Source organism: Rhizobium sp. WSM1274, from assembly GCF_025200775.1.
Taxonomy (GTDB): Bacteria; Pseudomonadota; Alphaproteobacteria; order Rhizobiales; family Rhizobiaceae; genus Rhizobium; species Rhizobium leguminosarum_I.
This window is the reverse complement of sequence record NZ_CP104138.1, coordinates 3,876,127-3,891,743: the sequence shown is the minus strand read 5'-3', so window position 1 is coordinate 3,891,743 and position 15,617 is coordinate 3,876,127. Positions and strand designations below refer to the sequence as shown.

At 61.6% G+C, this 15,617-nt stretch carries 15 protein-coding genes and 1 pseudogene; 8 read left to right on the top strand and 8 right to left on the bottom strand.

From position 1 onward, the window contains the following. Nucleotides 1–6 precede the first annotated feature (6 nt). Nucleotides 7–1,059, top strand: a complete 1,053-nt coding sequence (locus tag N2600_RS19325) for a sugar phosphate isomerase/epimerase family protein (RefSeq protein ID WP_170259863.1) — start codon at nucleotides 7–9, stop codon at nucleotides 1,057–1,059. Between the two features lie 194 nt (nucleotides 1,060–1,253). After that, nucleotides 1,254–2,441 carry a Gfo/Idh/MocA family protein gene (locus tag N2600_RS19320; protein ID WP_170259862.1) on the top strand — a complete coding sequence of 396 codons (1,188 nt, stop codon included), beginning with the start codon at nucleotides 1,254–1,256 and terminating at the stop codon, nucleotides 2,439–2,441. Nucleotides 2,442–2,511: 70 nt separating this feature from the next. Here the strand turns inward: N2600_RS19320 and N2600_RS19315 are convergent. After that, nucleotides 2,512–2,915 (bottom strand): annotated as a pseudogene (locus N2600_RS19315) (DoxX family protein). Between the two features lie 238 nt (nucleotides 2,916–3,153). On the opposite strand from N2600_RS19315, the gene N2600_RS19310 reads away from it, so the two are divergent. Beyond that, nucleotides 3,154–4,527, top strand: coding sequence for a GH1 family beta-glucosidase (locus tag N2600_RS19310; protein WP_170259861.1), 1,374 nt, complete (start codon nucleotides 3,154–3,156; stop codon nucleotides 4,525–4,527). A gap of 117 nt (nucleotides 4,528–4,644) precedes the next feature. Further along, nucleotides 4,645–6,855: a bifunctional diguanylate cyclase/phosphodiesterase gene (locus N2600_RS19305; protein ID WP_170259860.1), complete on the top strand. Its 2,211-nt coding sequence runs from the start codon at nucleotides 4,645–4,647 to the stop codon at nucleotides 6,853–6,855. A gap of 51 nt (nucleotides 6,856–6,906) precedes the next feature. Here N2600_RS19305 and trhO read toward each other — a convergent pair whose 3' ends face one another. The 4 genes from trhO to N2600_RS19285 form a co-directional block, all read right to left on the bottom strand. Then, the gene (trhO, locus tag N2600_RS19300) at nucleotides 6,907–7,836 is read right to left on the bottom strand and encodes an oxygen-dependent tRNA uridine(34) hydroxylase TrhO (RefSeq protein WP_170259859.1); all 930 of its coding nucleotides are present in this window, start codon (nucleotides 7,834–7,836) and stop codon (nucleotides 6,907–6,909) included. Between the two features lie 71 nt (nucleotides 7,837–7,907). Continuing rightward, nucleotides 7,908–8,384, bottom strand: coding sequence for a VOC family protein (locus N2600_RS19295; RefSeq protein WP_170259858.1), 477 nt, complete (start codon nucleotides 8,382–8,384; stop codon nucleotides 7,908–7,910). Nucleotides 8,385–8,539: 155 nt separating this feature from the next. Further along, complete coding sequence (locus N2600_RS19290; RefSeq protein WP_170259857.1) at nucleotides 8,540–9,448, bottom strand: CHAD domain-containing protein; 909 nt, start codon at nucleotides 9,446–9,448, stop codon at nucleotides 8,540–8,542. Continuing rightward, complete coding sequence (locus tag N2600_RS19285) at nucleotides 9,426–9,914, bottom strand: CYTH domain-containing protein (protein WP_170257572.1); 489 nt, start codon at nucleotides 9,912–9,914, stop codon at nucleotides 9,426–9,428. Before N2600_RS19285 ends, N2600_RS19290 begins: the two co-directional genes overlap by 23 nt. A 153-nt stretch (nucleotides 9,915–10,067) precedes the next feature. Between N2600_RS19285 and N2600_RS19280 the strand changes: the two genes are divergently transcribed. From N2600_RS19280 to N2600_RS19265, 4 genes are all read left to right on the top strand, one after another. Beyond that, nucleotides 10,068–10,706 (top strand): 2-dehydro-3-deoxy-phosphogluconate aldolase, encoded by a 639-nt coding sequence (locus tag N2600_RS19280; protein ID WP_018483505.1) that lies wholly within the window; start codon nucleotides 10,068–10,070, stop codon nucleotides 10,704–10,706. 264 nt (nucleotides 10,707–10,970) lie between these two features. Continuing rightward, on the top strand, nucleotides 10,971–11,690 hold the full coding sequence (locus N2600_RS19275; protein ID WP_170259856.1) for a tellurite resistance TerB family protein: 720 nt from the start codon (nucleotides 10,971–10,973) through the stop codon (nucleotides 11,688–11,690). 64 nt (nucleotides 11,691–11,754) lie between these two features. Continuing rightward, nucleotides 11,755–12,450: a GNAT family N-acetyltransferase gene (locus tag N2600_RS19270; RefSeq protein ID WP_260297143.1), complete on the top strand. Its 696-nt coding sequence runs from the start codon at nucleotides 11,755–11,757 to the stop codon at nucleotides 12,448–12,450. Continuing rightward, the gene (locus tag N2600_RS19265; protein WP_017967931.1) at nucleotides 12,447–12,653 is read left to right on the top strand and encodes a hypothetical protein; all 207 of its coding nucleotides are present in this window, start codon (nucleotides 12,447–12,449) and stop codon (nucleotides 12,651–12,653) included. Before N2600_RS19270 ends, N2600_RS19265 begins: the two co-directional genes overlap by 4 nt. Nucleotides 12,654–12,712: 59 nt before the next feature. On the opposite strand, the gene N2600_RS19260 is transcribed toward N2600_RS19265, so the two are convergent. The 3 genes from N2600_RS19260 to N2600_RS19250 all read right to left on the bottom strand — a co-directional run bounded on the left by N2600_RS19260 (nucleotide 12,713) and on the right by N2600_RS19250 (nucleotide 15,457). Beyond that, nucleotides 12,713–13,789 (bottom strand): nickel/cobalt transporter, encoded by a 1,077-nt coding sequence (locus N2600_RS19260; protein ID WP_017967930.1) that lies wholly within the window; start codon nucleotides 13,787–13,789, stop codon nucleotides 12,713–12,715. Next, nucleotides 13,783–14,424, bottom strand: a complete 642-nt coding sequence (locus tag N2600_RS19255) for a DUF1007 family protein (RefSeq protein ID WP_170259854.1) — start codon at nucleotides 14,422–14,424, stop codon at nucleotides 13,783–13,785. Before N2600_RS19255 ends, N2600_RS19260 begins: the two co-directional genes overlap by 7 nt. A gap of 139 nt (nucleotides 14,425–14,563) precedes the next feature. Then, on the bottom strand, nucleotides 14,564–15,457 hold the full coding sequence (locus N2600_RS19250) for a LysR family transcriptional regulator (protein ID WP_017967928.1): 894 nt from the start codon (nucleotides 15,455–15,457) through the stop codon (nucleotides 14,564–14,566). Between the last annotated feature and the right edge of the window lie 160 nt (nucleotides 15,458–15,617).

The window sequence follows — 15,617 nt, the reverse complement described above, 5'->3', positions numbered from 1 at the left end:
TCTGACATGAAGGCGATCAAGGGCCCCGGCCTTTTCCTTGGCCAGTTCGCGGGCGATACCGCGCCGTTCAACTCGTGGGACGCGATCACCAAATGGGCGGCCGACATCGGTTATAAGGGCGTCCAGGTGCCGACATGGGCCAGCCAGCTGATCGATCTCAAGAAGGCCGCCACGTCCAAGGATTATTGCGACGAATTCGCCGGCAAGGCCCGCGAAAACGGCATCGAGATCACCGAACTCTCTACCCATCTGCAAGGTCAGCTCGTCGCCGTTCACCCGGCCTATGACGAAGCCTTCGACGGGTTTGCGGCACCCGAGGTGCGGGGCAATCCGAAGGCGCGTCAGGAATGGGCGGTCGAGCAGGTCAAGATGGCGCTGACGGCATCCAAAAACCTCGGTCTCAAGGCGCATGCGACCTTTTCCGGCGCGCTTGCCTGGCCCTTCATCTATCCCTGGCCGCAGCGCCCTGCCGGTCTGGTCGAGACGGCCTTCGACGAACTCGCCCGCCGCTGGACGCCGATCCTCAATCATGCGGATGAGAACGGCGTCGACGTCTGCTACGAGATCCATCCGGGCGAAGACCTGCATGACGGTATCACCTTCGAGATGTTCCTCGCGCGCGTGAAGAACCATCCGCGCGCCAACATGCTCTACGATCCCTCTCACTACGTCCTGCAGTGCCTCGATTATCTCGACAATATCGACATCTACAAGGACCGCATCAAGATGTTCCACGTCAAGGATGCGGAGTTCAATCCGACCGGGCGCCAGGGCGTTTATGGCGGCTATCAGGGCTGGGTGGAACGCGCCGGCCGCTTCCGCTCGCTCGGTGACGGTCAGGTCGATTTTGGCGCGGTGTTCTCGAAGATGACAGCGAATAATTTCGACGGCTGGGCCGTGGTCGAGTGGGAATGTGCGCTGAAGCATCCGGAGGATGGCGCCCGCGAAGGCGCCGAATTCGTTGCCGCCCATATCATCCGCGTCACCGAGAAAGCGTTCGACGATTTCGCCGGCAGCGGTACGGACCAAGCGGCGAACCGGCGGATGCTGGGGCTCTAACGCATAGGGGTACCGTGATGCTGCCCCTCACCCTAACCCTCTCCCCGTTTGGCGGGGAGAGGGGACTTGCCACACCAGACGGCAGAGATGGGCATAGACATCGCGGCATATCCCTTCTCCCCTTTGGCGGGGAGACGGTGGCGGCAGCCGGATGAGGGGCCGCGTCCGCACCAAATTAAATTTCAGGAGGAATCATGGCAATCGAAGCATCATCCGAACAGACCCGCGAGCCGCGCATCCGGCTCGGTATGGTGGGCGGCGGCGCGGGCGCGTTCATCGGCGCGGTGCACCGTATCGCGGCACGCATCGACGATCAGTACGATCTCATCGCCGGCGCGCTGTCGTCGACGCCTGATAAGGCGATCGCATCCGGCCGCGACCTCGGCCTCGATCCGTCGCGGACCTATTCCAGCTATCGCGAGATGGCGATCCGCGAGGCGAAGCTGAAGAACGGTATCGAGGCGGTGGCGATCGTCACGCCGAACCATGTGCACTACGATGCAGCCAAGGAATTCCTGAAGCGCGGCATCCATGTCATCTGCGACAAGCCGCTGACGTCAAACCTTGCCGATGCGAAGAAGCTGAAGAAGATCGCCGACGAGAGCGGCGCACTCTTCGTGCTGACGCATAATTACACCGGTTATCCGATGGTCCGCCAGGCGCGCGAGATGATCGCGAATGGCGAACTCGGCGATATAAGAGTCGTCCAGGCCGAATATCCGCAGGACTGGCTGACGGAAGCGGTGGAGCAAACCGGCCAGAAACAGGCCGCATGGCGCACCGATCCGGCGCAGTCCGGCGTCGGCGGCTCGACCGGCGATATCGGCACGCATGCCTATAATCTCGCCTCCTTCATATCGGGCCTGGAACTCGACAGCCTCGCCGCCGATCTCGATAGCTTCGTTCCCGGCCGCCGGCTGGACGATAATGCGCATGTCATGCTGCGCTTCAAGGCGAAGGGCTCGGAGAAGCCGGCCAAGGGCATGCTCTGGTGCAGCCAGGTGGCGCCCGGCCATGAAAACGGCCTGATGGTGCGTGTCTACGGCACCAAGGGCGGGCTGGAATGGACTCAGAAGGACCCGAACTACTTGTGGTACACGCCTTTCGGCGAGCCGAAGCGGCTGATCACTCGCGGCGGCGCCGGTTCAGGCGCGGCTGCCGGCCGTGTCACGCGCGTGCCATCAGGGCATCCGGAAGGTTATCTCGAAGCCTTTGCGACGATCTATACGGAAGCCGCGCATGCAATCAACGCCCGCAAGAAGGGTAAGGCCGTCGACAAGGTAGTGGTCTATCCCACAGTCGATGACGGCGTGAAGGGTGTGGCTTTCGTCGAAGCCTGCGTCGCGTCTTCCAAGAAGAACGGCGCCTGGGTCAAGGTCTGAATTGCCGATCTGGATTGCGCCATGAAAGCGCCGAGGCGGGGTCAAGCCGCCTCGGCATTTGCTTATTTGGTCAGGCAGTAGCAGTGCGGCCGCGCTTGAGCAGGCTGTCTACGCTCAACGGTCCGGCTCCCGCCGCCACCAGATAGAGAAACACGAAGCAGAACAGGATCGCCGCGACGCCGCCGTTCTGCGCAGGGTAGATGCCCTTCGATGCATGCCCGATGAAATAGGCGAAGGCCTCAGGCCCGAGAGCACGAAGGCTGCGATACGGGTCTGGAATCCGACGAGCACCAGGAAGCCGAAGGTGAGTTCGAGCAGTCCGGCAATCCAGGAGAGCGATCCCGCCGGCGGCACGCTTGCCGCAGCCGGAAAATGCAGGATCTTCTGTGTTCCGTAGCTGAAAAGCACGAGTGACGAGACGATGCGCAACAGGGTCAGCAGATGAGGCTGCAGCGAATGGACCGAAGAGAGCATTGGATTGCTTTCACATTTGTGATGCCATTTCCCGTGTAAGGATCTCGGTCTCAACGGCCAAGTCACGACTGCTGACATTGCCGTTTGATGTCGGCTGCGCGGTAAAGGAAGGGCGGTTGCAGCTGTTCTGGCTTCCCTCCTGCAACGTTGCAGTTTTTCTCGCCGTCAGCCTGTACTTTGCCTTCAGGCTTGGCTAAATCCGGCGCAAACGGCTCAACCTGAGAGATAGGACTTGCAGATGATCGATCCGAAGAAACTCGCGGAACGCTTTCCCGGCGACTTCACTTTCGGCGTTGCCACCGCTGCCTTCCAGATTGAAGGCGCCAGCAAAGCCGATGGCCGCAAGCCATCCATCTGGGATGCTTTCTGCAATATGCCCGGCCGCGTCCACAATCGCGATAACGGCGATATCGCCTGCGATCACTACAATCGCCTGGAACAGGACCTCGATCTCATCAAGGAGATGGGTGTCGAAGCCTACCGGTTCTCGATTGCCTGGCCGCGCATTATCCCCGACGGCACGGGTCCGGTGAACGAGGCCGGCCTCGATTTCTACGATCGGCTGGTCGACGGCTGCAAGGCGCGCGGCATCAAGACCTTCGCGACGCTCTACCACTGGGATCTGCCTCTGTTGCTCGCCGGCGAAGGCGGCTGGACGGCGCGCTCGACCGCCTATGCGTTTCAGCGTTATGCCAAGACGGTGATGAACCGCCTTGGCGACCGCCTCGACCGGGTCGCGACCTTCAACGAACCCTGGTGCATCGTCTGGCTCAGCCACCTCTATGGCATCCATGCTCCGGGCGAGCGCAACATGCAGGCCGCCCTTCACGCCATGCATTACATGAACCTCGCCCACGGCCTCGGCGTCGAGGCGGTTCGCTCGGAAGCCCCTGGCGTGCCCGTCGGGCTTGTGCTCAACGCCGCCTCGATCATTCACGGCTCCGACAGCCCGGCCGATCTTGCCGCCGGCGAGCGTGCGCATCAGTTCCACAACGGCGCGTTCTTCGATCCTGTCTTCAAGGGCGAATATCCGAAGGAATTCGTCGAGGCGCTCGGCGACCGCATGCCCGTCGTCGAGGATGGCGACCTGAAGCTGATCAGCCAGAAACTCGATTGGTGGGGCCTGAACTACTACAAGCCCGAGCGCGTCACCGACGACGCCGAACGCAAGGGCGATTTCCCCTGGACGGTGGAAGCGGCGCCGGCAAGCGACGTCAAGACTGATATCGGCTGGGAAATCTATGCGCCTGGCCTGAAACTCTCGATAGAGGATCTCTACCGTCGCTACGAACTGCCGGAATGCTACATCACAGAGAACGGCGCCTGCGACAACACCGATGTCGTCGACGGCGAGGTCGACGACACGATGCGCCTCGACTATGTCGGCGATCACCTCGACATCGTTGCCGGTCTCATCAAGGACGGCTATCCCCTACGCGGCTACTTCGCCTGGAGTCTGATGGACAATTTCGAATGGGCGGAAGGCTATCGCATGCGCTTCGGCCTCGTGCATGTCGACTATCAGACCCAGGTACGCACGGTGAAGAAGAGCGGCAAATGGTACCGCGAACTTGCGGCCCAATTTCCGAAGGGCAATCACACGCCGGGTTAGGGGCGCGCCTTCCGACGGCTGCAGGCACAAAAATAGCGCGTCAGAAAGCTGCAACAGGCGGTTGCTTAAACGTTTTTGAACCGTTGACTGGCAAAGTCCGACGGTCAGGGAGCCGTAATGCAGACAGTCGGAAAGTCGCAGAGCAAGGGATTGGGAATAGGCCGTCACATCACCGTTACCGGCGTGCTTTTCTCCTTCGCGGTCATCGTCGCCGTCGTCACCGTCATGGTGCTGACTGCGCTCGAACGCGTGACCGAAAACGCCAATCTCCTCGATGACGAGCGCTCGCGCGAAACGACGATCGGCGCGGTGAAGACATTCGAGGATCAGCTCGGCGCGACGCTGGACGATTATGCCGCCTGGGACGATGCCGCCGCCAACGTCTACGCGCCGGACGGTATGGCCTGGACGGTGAGCAATTACGGCGAGATGTCGGTCAATAGCTCGCTGTTTGACATGGCGATCGTCGTCGATGGCGAGAAGAAGGCGATCATGACCTATCGCGACGGCAAACCGATGGAGGAGCCGCTCACGGATTTCTTCGCGCCGTCGCTCTGGATCCTGCTCGACAGAGTGAAGGCGGTCGGCCCGGCCGATCGTCCTCAAGCGGTGGGTTTCGTTACCACCAAACGGGGCATTGCCGCTGTCGGCGTGGCATTGGTGCGGGAAAAGTCCGGTGCGCTGGATGCGCCCGCCGGCCAGCACCGCTATCTTATTTTCGCCCGCCATCTCGATGACGACAGAGTGACCGCGCTCGGCCAGACCTATGTCATCGGCGGGCTGAGGCTGGCGCCGCCGAGTTTTGCTGCCGACTATCGCGTACCCATCGTTGATCCGATGGGGGCAACGCTCGGCAAGCTCGTCTGGACTTCGCGTTCACCCGGCGATATCGCCTATGCGCAAGTGCGGCCGATGGTCATCCAGGCGCTCGGCCTCGTCGGATTGTTCTTCGTGGTGCTGCTGGTCATCGGCTGGCTTGCCGGCCGCCGCCTGAAAGCGGAGGAAAACAGCGCTCGCAAGGAAGCGCTGCGCGACAGACTGAGTGGTCTTTCCAATCGCGACGGCCTCGGGCTCGCCGTCGATCGTTTTGTCGTCGAGGCACGCCAGACCAAGCGCAACGTGCTGCTCCTCTACCTCGACCTCGATGGCTTCAAGGAGGTCAACGACAGCTATGGCCACGGCACCGGCGACCAGCTAATCCGGGCGGTCGCGGCCGGGCTCGCTGTGCTCATTCCGCAGGGTGCGGTTCTCGCCCGCATCGGCGGCGACGAATTTGCGATCGCCTTTCTCTCCGACAGCGAGAATGCCGCCGCTCTGCAGTTGGCCGAGCAGATCCTCGATTTTCTTGTCGAGCCGCTGGAGATCGGTCGCCGTGTCGTCGTCGTCGGGGCAAGCATCGGCATCGCCATGTCGCCTTCCGGCGCGATTGGGCGTGAGGAACTGGTGCGCCGCTCCGACCTTGCCATGTACAAGGCGAAGGAGGCCGGCCGCGCGCGCATGATGCTCTACGATCCGTCGATGGATGCGGATCGGGAGCAGCGCAATGCGCTGGAACTCGATCTCCGGATCGCTATCGAAAGCGGCGACCTGACGCTCGCCTACCAGCCGCTGATCGATGCGGCGACGCATGCGATGACCGGCGTCGAGGCATTGGTGCGCTGGAACCGTCCGGGCCATGGTCCCGTCTCGCCTGAGCTGTTCATCCCGATCGCCGAGACCAGCGGCCTCATCGAATCGCTTGGCTTGTTCGTGTTGCGCAAAGCCTGCGAGACGGCCAAACAATGGCCGAACCTCAACGTCTCGGTCAACGTCTCGCCCGGCCAGTTCCGCAATCCCGCGTTTACCGACTATGTGCGCTACGTGCTGAAGCAGACGGAGATCGAGGCCGGTCGCATCACGCTGGAGATCACCGAAGGCTACATGATCCAGAACCCGCAGCGCACCCGCCAGTCGATCGAACGGTTGAAGGGGCTGGGGGTCAAGGTGGCGCTCGACGATTTCGGTTCCGGCTTCTCCTCGATCGGTTATCTCAGGCAGTTCGGTTTCGACCGCATCAAGATCGACCGCTCGCTGGTCTTGGGTGTGAACGACAAACGCCAGCGCGAGATGCTGCAGGCGACGGTGGCGCTCGCCCGCTCGCTCGATATTCCGGTGACGGCCGAAGGCATCGAGACCGAGGAGCAGGCGATAGCCATGCGCCTTTTCGGCTGCGACTGCCTGCAGGGCTATTGGTTCGGAAAGCCTATGACATCAGATCTCATCACCGAGATGCTGAATGAGCAACGTGCAGCGCAGCCGGAAGCTCGGCGATGCATCGGCGCAGCCTGACCGGCGGCCCCGACCCTCAAACAGCAAGGCTGACCCCAACAGAATCCCGGCTCAACTGCCGATATGTCGCTGGCCGCGCTTTTTCGCGAGGGCTATCTGGTGCTGCCGCTGACGGTAACGCAGCCGGTCTTCTTCCGTGCGCGTATGATAGCAGTGACTGCAGGAAACCCCCTCTTCGTAAAGCGGGGAGGTGATTTCTTCCGCGGTGATCGGGTTCCGGCAGGCGTGGCACAGCCGGTGTTCGCCTTGCTTCAGCCCGTGCTCGACGGAGACGCGCTCGTCGAAAACGAAGCAGGCGCCGTCCCAGAGACTTTCCTCCTGCGGCACTTCTTCGAGATATTTCAGGATGCCGCCCTTCAGATGATAGACCTCGTCGAAACCCTCAGCCTTCATGAAAGCGGTGGCCTTCTCGCAACGTATGCCGCCGGTGCAGTACATGGCGACCTTCGGCTTGTTGTGCAGGCTGGTATTGTTGCGCACCCAATCGGGAAATTCACGGAAAGTCTTGGTCTTCGGGTCGAGCGCGCCGCGAAAGATGCCGATTGCCGTCTCGTAATCGTTGCGGGTGTCGATGACGATGGTATCAGGATCGGAAATCAAAGCGTTCCAGTCCTTGGCCGCCACATAGGTGCCGACCACCTTGTTGGGGTCGATGTCCTCGACGCCCATGGTGACGATTTCCTTCTTGAGCTTCACCTTCATGCGCAGGAAGGGCATTTTCGAGGCGCGGCTTTCCTTGTGCTCCAGGCCCGAAAATTCCGGCTGGACGCGCAGGAAGGCGAGCGCGGCGTGAATGCCGGCATCCGGGCCTGCGATCGTGCCGTTAATGCCTTCATGCGCCAGAAGCAGCGTTCCCTTGACGCCGTTCTCCTCGCAAAGCGTCTGCAGCGGCGCTTGCAGGCTGGCAAAGCGCGGCACGGAAACGAAATGGTAAAGTGCGGCCACGAGAAACGGGCTGGTGTGTGTCAGGCTGTCGGTCATGGGCCGGAAATACAGAAAATCGGCGGGCCGCGCAATTGCCTTCACCAGGGGCGGCCTTGATCCCTGACCGATTACGCTCGCGCCTGCCACGCGGAAAACGGCCGCACGCCGAAGCTCCGGTCGGGGATGTCGTCGAGAACGTTGATGAACTCGATCGAGTGCCCGTCCGGATCCTTGAAATAGATCGACAGCGCCGGCATCCAGCCGAGAACCACCGGTTCCGTCACCGGTTCACCGGCAAAGCCGAGAGGTTCCACACCTTTTGCCCTGAGAATGGCGGGCGCTTGCAGCACGCCGCTGGCGGTCATGCGGAAGGCGATATGCAGCCGCATCTTCATCGGTCCGGTTCCTGTTTCCCAAAGGCCGAGCATGCCGGTCTTCCTGTCGTCCACCCAGAGGAAAGCAACTTTACGCTCCTCGAATGAGGCGGCAGTTTCGAGCCCGACGACATCGCGGTAGAAATCCGCGGAGGTCTTGAGATCGGCAACGGTCAGATGGGTCTCGTAGAGCCCGAGCACCTTCGGCATCGTGGTATTTTCGGCGGTCATTTTTTCCTCGCGGATCAAGTCGTTAGCTTGTTCGACCACCGCAGGCTAGGACCTCAAGTTTGGTTGAGGTCAACGGGTTTCCTCGCGAAATCTTCAGATGCTGAAGCAATCGGAAATGCAGAGCAGCGCAGAAGCACTTCCGGTTTCGCCGCCTCTCAACTCCCGGCCATCAGCCAGAGAAGCTCGATGCGTTGGGCTTCCTCGTCGGCATCGTCGGCGAAGACTGCTTCGGCTTTGATCAGCGCTTGCCGTCGGTCTTCCTGCTGGCGGAAGATGATGATGTCGAGCAGATGCGCAAGATCATCATTGCGGGTGAAGAGCTGCGGTTCGGACTCGACCAGTTCGGAGAGCACGGTGAGATCGTGGATGTGGCCGAGATCCTCGACGAGCTCCTTGGCCGCATCGCGTTTGGCCTTCATCGCGCCCGGCCAGACGTCACGCAAAAGGGCATGGTAGAGCCGATAGTCGTAGGTGCGTTTGCGCAAAGTATGGAAATCATCGGCCGATGCCTCGCCGTGGCAAGCCGCAAGCGCGGCTTTGGCCTTGCGCGCAGTGCGGCGCCAGCTCTTCGCCAGCATGCGGGCATTCTTGCGATGGCCGCCATTGAACGAGACTTCATCCAGTGCGGCGATCGCCTCCTTCAGAGCGTCGGATGTTTCCGTCAGCCGCTGTTCCAGGCCGCTTTCGGCTTCCGCCATCCATTCACGGCGTCCTTCGAGAATGTTGACGATGCGGCCGAGCGCCTCGTTCTCCTCGTTCCCGCGTGCCGAGTGCTGCAGATATTGCCCGGTGCCGATCAGGGCGGCAGCGTCGCGGATCGCCGAAAGCGAATGTGCGGCATCGCGCAGCCTTGCATTTTCATGGGTCTGGAAATCCGGAACCTCGCGGGCCACGAGGCGGTAGAGCGACCGTAGTCGTTTCAGGTTCTTGCGGAAGGAATGGATTGCCTCGTGCGCGCCGTCCGGCCGCTTCTCGAGAACCGTGACGGCGTGTTCCAGCTGCTCGATGGCGACCTTGCGAAACGCCTCGGTAAAATCGGCGTCAGGCCGAATGCGATAGGCCATGCCTGTCGTGCCCGTATTCTGTGGCAAGGGCCTGATTGGAATATCGGAAATCGCCGGTCACCTCGCGGCCGAGCCAGGTGGGCAGCGCCGGACTGTCGGTCTCGGCCGTCATCTCCACCTCGGCGATCACCAATCCGCGGTGCTCGCCGGCAAAAACGTCAACCTCCCAGACGAAGCCCTCATGTGGAACGCGGTGGCGCGTCTTCTCGATGACGACGCCGATGGCTGCCTGCAACAGCTCCTCGGCGTCGGCGATCGGGATGTCGTATTCGAATTCGTCACGGGTGATGGCGCTGCGGCCGATCTTGATCGTCAGTTTCGCTTTCCTGCCGTCGAGGATGCGCACCCGCACGGAACGATCGTCCATCGACGCGATGTAACCCTGTCTGAGGACAGACTTCGTCTCGACGGCGGAACGCCATCCATCGCTGCGTACAAGAAACTTCCGCTCGATCTCTTTCGCCATACCGGTGAACCTTTTGTGACGATTGCGGCACGGTAGCCCAATTTCCACGCATTTCATACCCTTCTCGGCATGCGGTCCGGTTTTATCTCGACAAGGTTCCGCAGGGGCGTTATTCGGGTCCGAATTCAATCGTTTCAAGGAGGTCGCGTGACCATGGGCGAGAAAACAGAGAAGCTCCTTTCCATCCTGAAACTCCAGCCTGTCGTTCCGGTCTTGATCGTCGACGATGCGAAGACGGCGGTGCCGCTGGCTCGCGCGCTCGTCGCAGGCGGTCTGAAGGCGATCGAGATCACCATGCGCACCCCGGCGGCACTCGAGGCCGTGCGCGCCGTCGCCGCAGAGGTCGAGGGCGCCGAAGTCGGCGCCGGCACGATCCTCAATGTCGCTCATTGGGAAGCCGCCGTCGCGGCCGGTTCGAAGTTCATCGTTAGCCCGGGTACGACGCAGGAACTGCTCGATGCCGCCGCCGATTCCGACGTGCCGCTGCTTCCAGGGGCTGCGACCGCCAGCGAAGTCATGGCGCTGCGCGAGGAAGGCTACCAGGTGCTGAAGTTCTTCCCAGCGGAGCAGGCCGGTGGCGCCGCCTATCTCAAGGCGCTGTCCTCACCGCTTGCAGGCACGCTGTTCTGCCCGACCGGCGGCATTTCGCTGAAGAACGCCAATGATTATCTCTCGCTGCCGAACGTTATCTGCGTCGGCGGCTCGTGGGTGGCGCCGAAAGAACTGGTCGCGGCCGGCGACTGGGCTGGCATTACCAAACTCGCGGCAGAAGCGGCGGCGCTGAAGGCCTAAACCTTTGTTCGGTGGGGGGACACCCCCTCTGTCCTGCCGGACATCTCCCCCACGAGGGGGGAGATCGGCAAGAGACCAGCTCTTTCTCCCGATCCGCCGCTTGAGCCAATTGTTTGAGGAAACCCTCACGCCCAGCCAATCTCCCTCCTCGTGGGGGAGATGCCCGGCAGGGCAGAGGGGGTGGCAACTCGGCACGTCGCATTTGTATTTCAGCCGTCGCAAACCTATGTTCTCCTCCAGCTTCAAACAGGGAGACGACGAGGAATGTTCGACGCAAAGAAGCTTCTCGACCAGTTCTTGGGTTCGCAGGTGCCGGGTCTCGGCGGCTCGGTCCGCGACAGGGCGGGCGATGCTATGCAGACGGCCAGGAACAATCCGCTGGCGACCGGCGCCATTGCTGCGGTGCTCCTCGGCACCAAGACCGGTCGTGGTCTTGCCGGCAATGCGCTGGCGGTTGGCGGTCTTGCCGCCATTGCCGGCCTCGGCTACCAGGCCTACAAGAATTACCAGGCGGGGCAGGCGCCCGCAGCCCCCTCGGATGCACCCTCGGCAAATAATCCGGTTCTCCTTCCGCCGCCTGCCGAATCCGGTTTCGGGCCGACGTCGCCTGCCGGCAGCAATGAATTCGTCCTGGTGCTGATCCGCGCGATGATCGCCGCCGCCAAGGCCGACGGCCATATCGACGATGCCGAACGCGCCCTCATCATGGAGAAGGTCAAGGCCGCCGACGTCAGCGGCGAGGCTGCGGCCTTCATCGAGAATGAACTCGCTTCGCCGACGGATATCGATGCGCTCGTTGCCGCCGCGACGACGGAAGAACAGCGCGTCGAGCTCTACACCGCCTCGCGGCTCACCATCGAGCCGGATTCGCGCGCCGAGCGCGGTTATCTCGATTTGCTTGCCGGCCGCCTCGGCCTTGCCGACCAGCTGGTCGACCATATCGAGGCGACGGTGTCGTCGGCCAAGACGACCTTGTCACAGTGACATCTAGGCCGGTTGCCTTTGCTGGGCGGCTGGCCTATCCACTCTTCGGAAAAGAGGAGTGAACATGCGCGATCTTGCAAATTTCAAGGGCTGCCCGGCGCCGAAGCCGGTCACGCTGAAGGGCCGCTTCGTTACCGTCGGGCCCTATCGGCGCGCGGAACATCTCGAGGCGCTGTGGGACGGGCTCGGCGGCATGGGCATCAACCCGCTGCTTCTCTATTTCGCACAGGATGATTTCTCCGGTATCGACGATTTCGCTAACTGGCTGGAAACCGTCAATACCAAGTCCGGCTGGCTCACCCACATCTTCCGCGACAACGCCACCGGCAAGATTGTCGGCATGGCGAATTACATGCGCGCCGACCCGGCAAACGGCGTCGTCGAGATCGGAGGGGTGGCGCACGGGGCCGAGATGAAGCGGTCGCCGCTGTCGACCGAGGCGCATTACCTGATGGCCAAGCACGTCTTCGAGGATCTCGGCTACCGCCGCTACGAATGGAAATGCGACAATAACAACGAGGCGAGCAAGACGACGGCCGCGCGTTACGGCTTCAGCTTCGAAGGGGTCTTCCGCCAGCATATGATCTCCAAGCATCGCAACCGCGACACCGCCTGGTTCTCGATGATCGATGCCGAATGGCCGATGATCAACGATGCCTTCGAAGCATGGCTTTCGCCGGAGAATTTCGACGCCGAGGGCAACCAGATCCGTCGCCTGCAGGATATCCGCGCCGATCTCGAAAAGGAAAGGCTCGTATGAGCCCGGAAAGCCGCTCGCAGGCGACCGCCGCCGGCATCATCCTGCTCAGCGCCGCCCTCGTCATCTATTTCCTGCCGACCATCGTGCTGTGGATCGGCAATTTCTCGCCGACGCTGGCGATCGTCGTCGGCGTCTGCCTGATCATGGCGTTTTTTGCGGTCTTCTGGCTGCGGGCACGCTATCAGCGCGGCCGGGGAAAGTAAGTCTCCAGCATTGCGCAATTCCGGACGCAAAACCGCTGCGCACTTTTGCTGGAATTGCTCTAGCCCTGCAGCGAGGCCCCGAGCAGCAGGGCGCCCATCAGAATGACGAGCACGGCCCCGAGGATTTCGATGGCGTTGCCGATCCAGATCGAGGCGGTCGAGCCGCGTCCGGAGAGACGGACGGCTGCACTCTTGGCGGTGACGGCAAGTGTGGCAAGCAGGGAAACGGTGATCGCCGTGCCGAGCGACATGGCGGCGACCGAAAGCACGCCGCCGAGATAGAGCCCGTTCAAGAGCGAGAAGGTCATGACCAGAAGTGCGCCGGAGCAGGGGCGCAGACCAACGGCAACGATAGCCGACCAGGCCTCGCGGGCGCTGAATCTGTCGCCGCCAAGCAGGGCCGGGTCGGGCACATGGGCATTGCCGCAAGTCTCGCAGACCATGCCGGGAACGAAAGTGTGGCCGGCTTCCACAGCCTGCGCCTTGCCGTTGAAGGCATAGGCCTGGCGTTCGACGGCATTGTCCTTCCAGTCGAGCATCATGCTGACCGGGCCGGCAGGCGTCGCCATCAGCCGGCGGCGCGGCATATTGCCCGCCATCGAGCGCAGTTTTCGAAACAGCAGCCAGCCGCCGAACAGGATGACCATGACGAAGCTTGAGATCTCCATTGCGTGGGTCGCCTCCGTCAGCGTGATGCCGGTGCCGCGCAACACCAGCCAGGCGCCGCCGACCAGCGCCACCGCCACCACGCCCTGGATGAAGGCAGAAATGAAGGAAATCACCACGCCGCGCTTCAGCTCGACCTCGTTGGCGATCATGTAGGAGGAGATGACCGCCTTGCCGTGGCCTGGGCCGGCGGCATGGAAGACGCCGTAGGCGAAGGACAGGCCGATCAGCGATGCCAGTTGCCATGGGTCTTGGCGCATCGCCTTCAAGGCGCCGGTCAGTGCCCGATAGAAGGTCTGCTGTTCATAATTCACATAGAGCAAAAGCGGTGCGAGCGGCCCGCCGGTCGGTTGGAAGCTCGGCTCTGCAGTGCCGATGCCGAGCGGCGACTGCGCATGGGCGAGGCTTGCAGCCGTTACCAGCGCAAGGATTGCAGCGGAAAGGATGAGGGACAGGCGTTTCGTCAGCATGTAACCTCCAGCCGGGTGGCGAAGAGTTTGGACATGTTGGTGCCGGTCGGATCGTTGAAGAAAGCGTCCGTCAGCGACTGTTTGTTTTGCGAGATCACCTCGTCGGCATCCGGCCGCACCACCTGATGTTTGCAGGATTTGAAGCCGTCTCCGACGATCGCCAGCTCGGTGTCGGTGGGAAAATCGATCGAGGTGTAGAGCGTCGGGTCATAGACGCCGAAGGTGAGCCTGCCCTTGAGCGGCATCTTCTCGACCGGCTTTACCGCGAAGAACATCAGCAGCTGGCCATCCTTGTAGTCGACATGGATGATGTCGGGCTTCTGGACGGTGATATTCTTCCCGTTGATCGTCAGGTTCATATAGTAATCGTAGTCGGCAAGCGATTGCTTCACCGTCTTTCCGACCTCAGCGAGTTCGTTCGGCTCCAGCTTCAGGTCGGTGTTCTTGTCGAAATCCATGACGACGGAGGACGAAAAGACCTCGTCGAAGCGCCAGACATTGCGCAGTTCCTCGACACTGCCGTCCTTGCCGGCCACGACTTCGAGGCGGGCTTCCACGAAGATGTGCGGATGGGCAAAGGCGGCGGCCGGCGCCAGCGAAAGAAGCGCGGCGATCAGTATCGTCGAATGTTTCATTTATTCCGCTGCTCTGTTCGGTGACCCTGACTTCTTGCCAGAAATTGGGACGGAATTGGGACGGGCTTCACTGTGGATCCCCGATCGTCGCCGTCCGATCGTCTCAGCCAGGTGGATCAACATGGAACCTGTTGTCGCATCATGGGTGCTTCTTGAACCAGTTGTGCAGGTAATCGACGAAGATCCTCACCTTGGCCGGCAGGTAGCGCCGGTGCGGATAGACGGCATAAATGCCGCGGTCGGTGGGGATGTAATCGTTGAACAGCGTAACCAGTTCGCCGCTCTCGATCGGCTTGCGGGCGATGAAATCCGGGATGAAGGCTACGCCGATGCCGGCAAGTGCCGCGCGTAACGTCGCATGCGGGCTGTTCACCTCTATCGGTCCGGAAACGGCGACGGCGAACGAGGTGTTGTCGGGGTTGTGGAAGCGGATGCTCGCCTGGGTGCGCGCATTGGTATCGACGATGAAAGGGACGTTGGAAAGGGCCGTCGGGTGATCGAGATCGGGATAACGCTCGAGAAAATCGGGGGTAGCGCAGATATGGATGCGGAAATCCGAGATCTTGCGGGCGATCATGCCGGAATCCTCGAGTTTAGTGATGCGGATCGCCACGTCGAAGCTTTCCTCGATCAGATCGACGAACCGGTCGTCGGCGGCAATCTCCAGCGTAAGATCCGGGTTCTCCTTGGCGAAATCAATCAGCGACTGGCCGACCTCGGCATCGACGAAGGTGCGCGGCACCGAGATGCGCAGCCGTCCCTTTAGCTGTGCATTGTTCTCACGCACGAGATCGGCGAGGTTGTCGATCTCCTTGAGGATATCGGAAGCGGTGCGATAATAGGTGTGGCCGGCTTCGGTCATGGAGAACTGCCGGGTTGTACGGTTGAGCAGCAGCGCGCCGAGTTCATCCTCCAGTTCACGCACATATTTGGAGAGCAGCGCCTTGGAGCGGCCGGTGCGCCGTGCGGCGGCGGAGAAGCCTTCGGCCTCGACGACATCGATGAAGGCGCGTATGCGGGTCAAGGTATCCATGGCACCCCTCGGGCTGTTTCGGAATGTTGAACAAATTGGCTTGTTTTGTTCAATTATTTTTTTAGCCCAAGGATCAAAAAATCGCTTGATTATGAAGGCGAATATTCTTATTTCCCACTCAGCCCAAAGTCGCACGTGCCCATGGGTGTCCGCCGAACCC

Excerpts from the sequence above, each read along its gene's own strand:
- N2600_RS19265 (WP_017967931.1), top strand. The coding sequence starts at position 12,447 with ATGAGCCCGGAAAGCCGCTCGCAGGCGACCGCCGCCGGCATCATCCTG.
- trhO (WP_170259859.1), bottom strand. The coding sequence starts at position 7,836 with ATGACCGACAGCCTGACACACACCAGCCCGTTTCTCGTGGCCGCACTT.
- N2600_RS19275 (WP_170259856.1), top strand. The coding sequence starts at position 10,971 with ATGTTCGACGCAAAGAAGCTTCTCGACCAGTTCTTGGGTTCGCAGGTG.
- N2600_RS19305 (WP_170259860.1), top strand. The coding sequence starts at position 4,645 with ATGCAGACAGTCGGAAAGTCGCAGAGCAAGGGATTGGGAATAGGCCGT.
- N2600_RS19290 (WP_170259857.1), bottom strand. The coding sequence starts at position 9,448 with ATGGCCTATCGCATTCGGCCTGACGCCGATTTTACCGAGGCGTTTCGC.
- N2600_RS19260 (WP_017967930.1), bottom strand. The coding sequence starts at position 13,789 with ATGCTGACGAAACGCCTGTCCCTCATCCTTTCCGCTGCAATCCTTGCG.
- N2600_RS19280 (WP_018483505.1), top strand. The coding sequence starts at position 10,068 with ATGGGCGAGAAAACAGAGAAGCTCCTTTCCATCCTGAAACTCCAGCCT.
- N2600_RS19250 (WP_017967928.1), bottom strand. The coding sequence starts at position 15,457 with ATGGATACCTTGACCCGCATACGCGCCTTCATCGATGTCGTCGAGGCC.
- N2600_RS19320 (WP_170259862.1), top strand. The coding sequence starts at position 1,254 with ATGGCAATCGAAGCATCATCCGAACAGACCCGCGAGCCGCGCATCCGG.
- N2600_RS19310 (WP_170259861.1), top strand. The coding sequence starts at position 3,154 with ATGATCGATCCGAAGAAACTCGCGGAACGCTTTCCCGGCGACTTCACT.
- N2600_RS19255 (WP_170259854.1), bottom strand. The coding sequence starts at position 14,424 with ATGAAACATTCGACGATACTGATCGCCGCGCTTCTTTCGCTGGCGCCG.
- N2600_RS19325 (WP_170259863.1), top strand. The coding sequence starts at position 7 with ATGAAGGCGATCAAGGGCCCCGGCCTTTTCCTTGGCCAGTTCGCGGGC.
- N2600_RS19270 (WP_260297143.1), top strand. The coding sequence starts at position 11,755 with ATGCGCGATCTTGCAAATTTCAAGGGCTGCCCGGCGCCGAAGCCGGTC.
- N2600_RS19295 (WP_170259858.1), bottom strand. The coding sequence starts at position 8,384 with ATGACCGCCGAAAATACCACGATGCCGAAGGTGCTCGGGCTCTACGAG.
- N2600_RS19285 (WP_170257572.1), bottom strand. The coding sequence starts at position 9,914 with ATGGCGAAAGAGATCGAGCGGAAGTTTCTTGTACGCAGCGATGGATGG.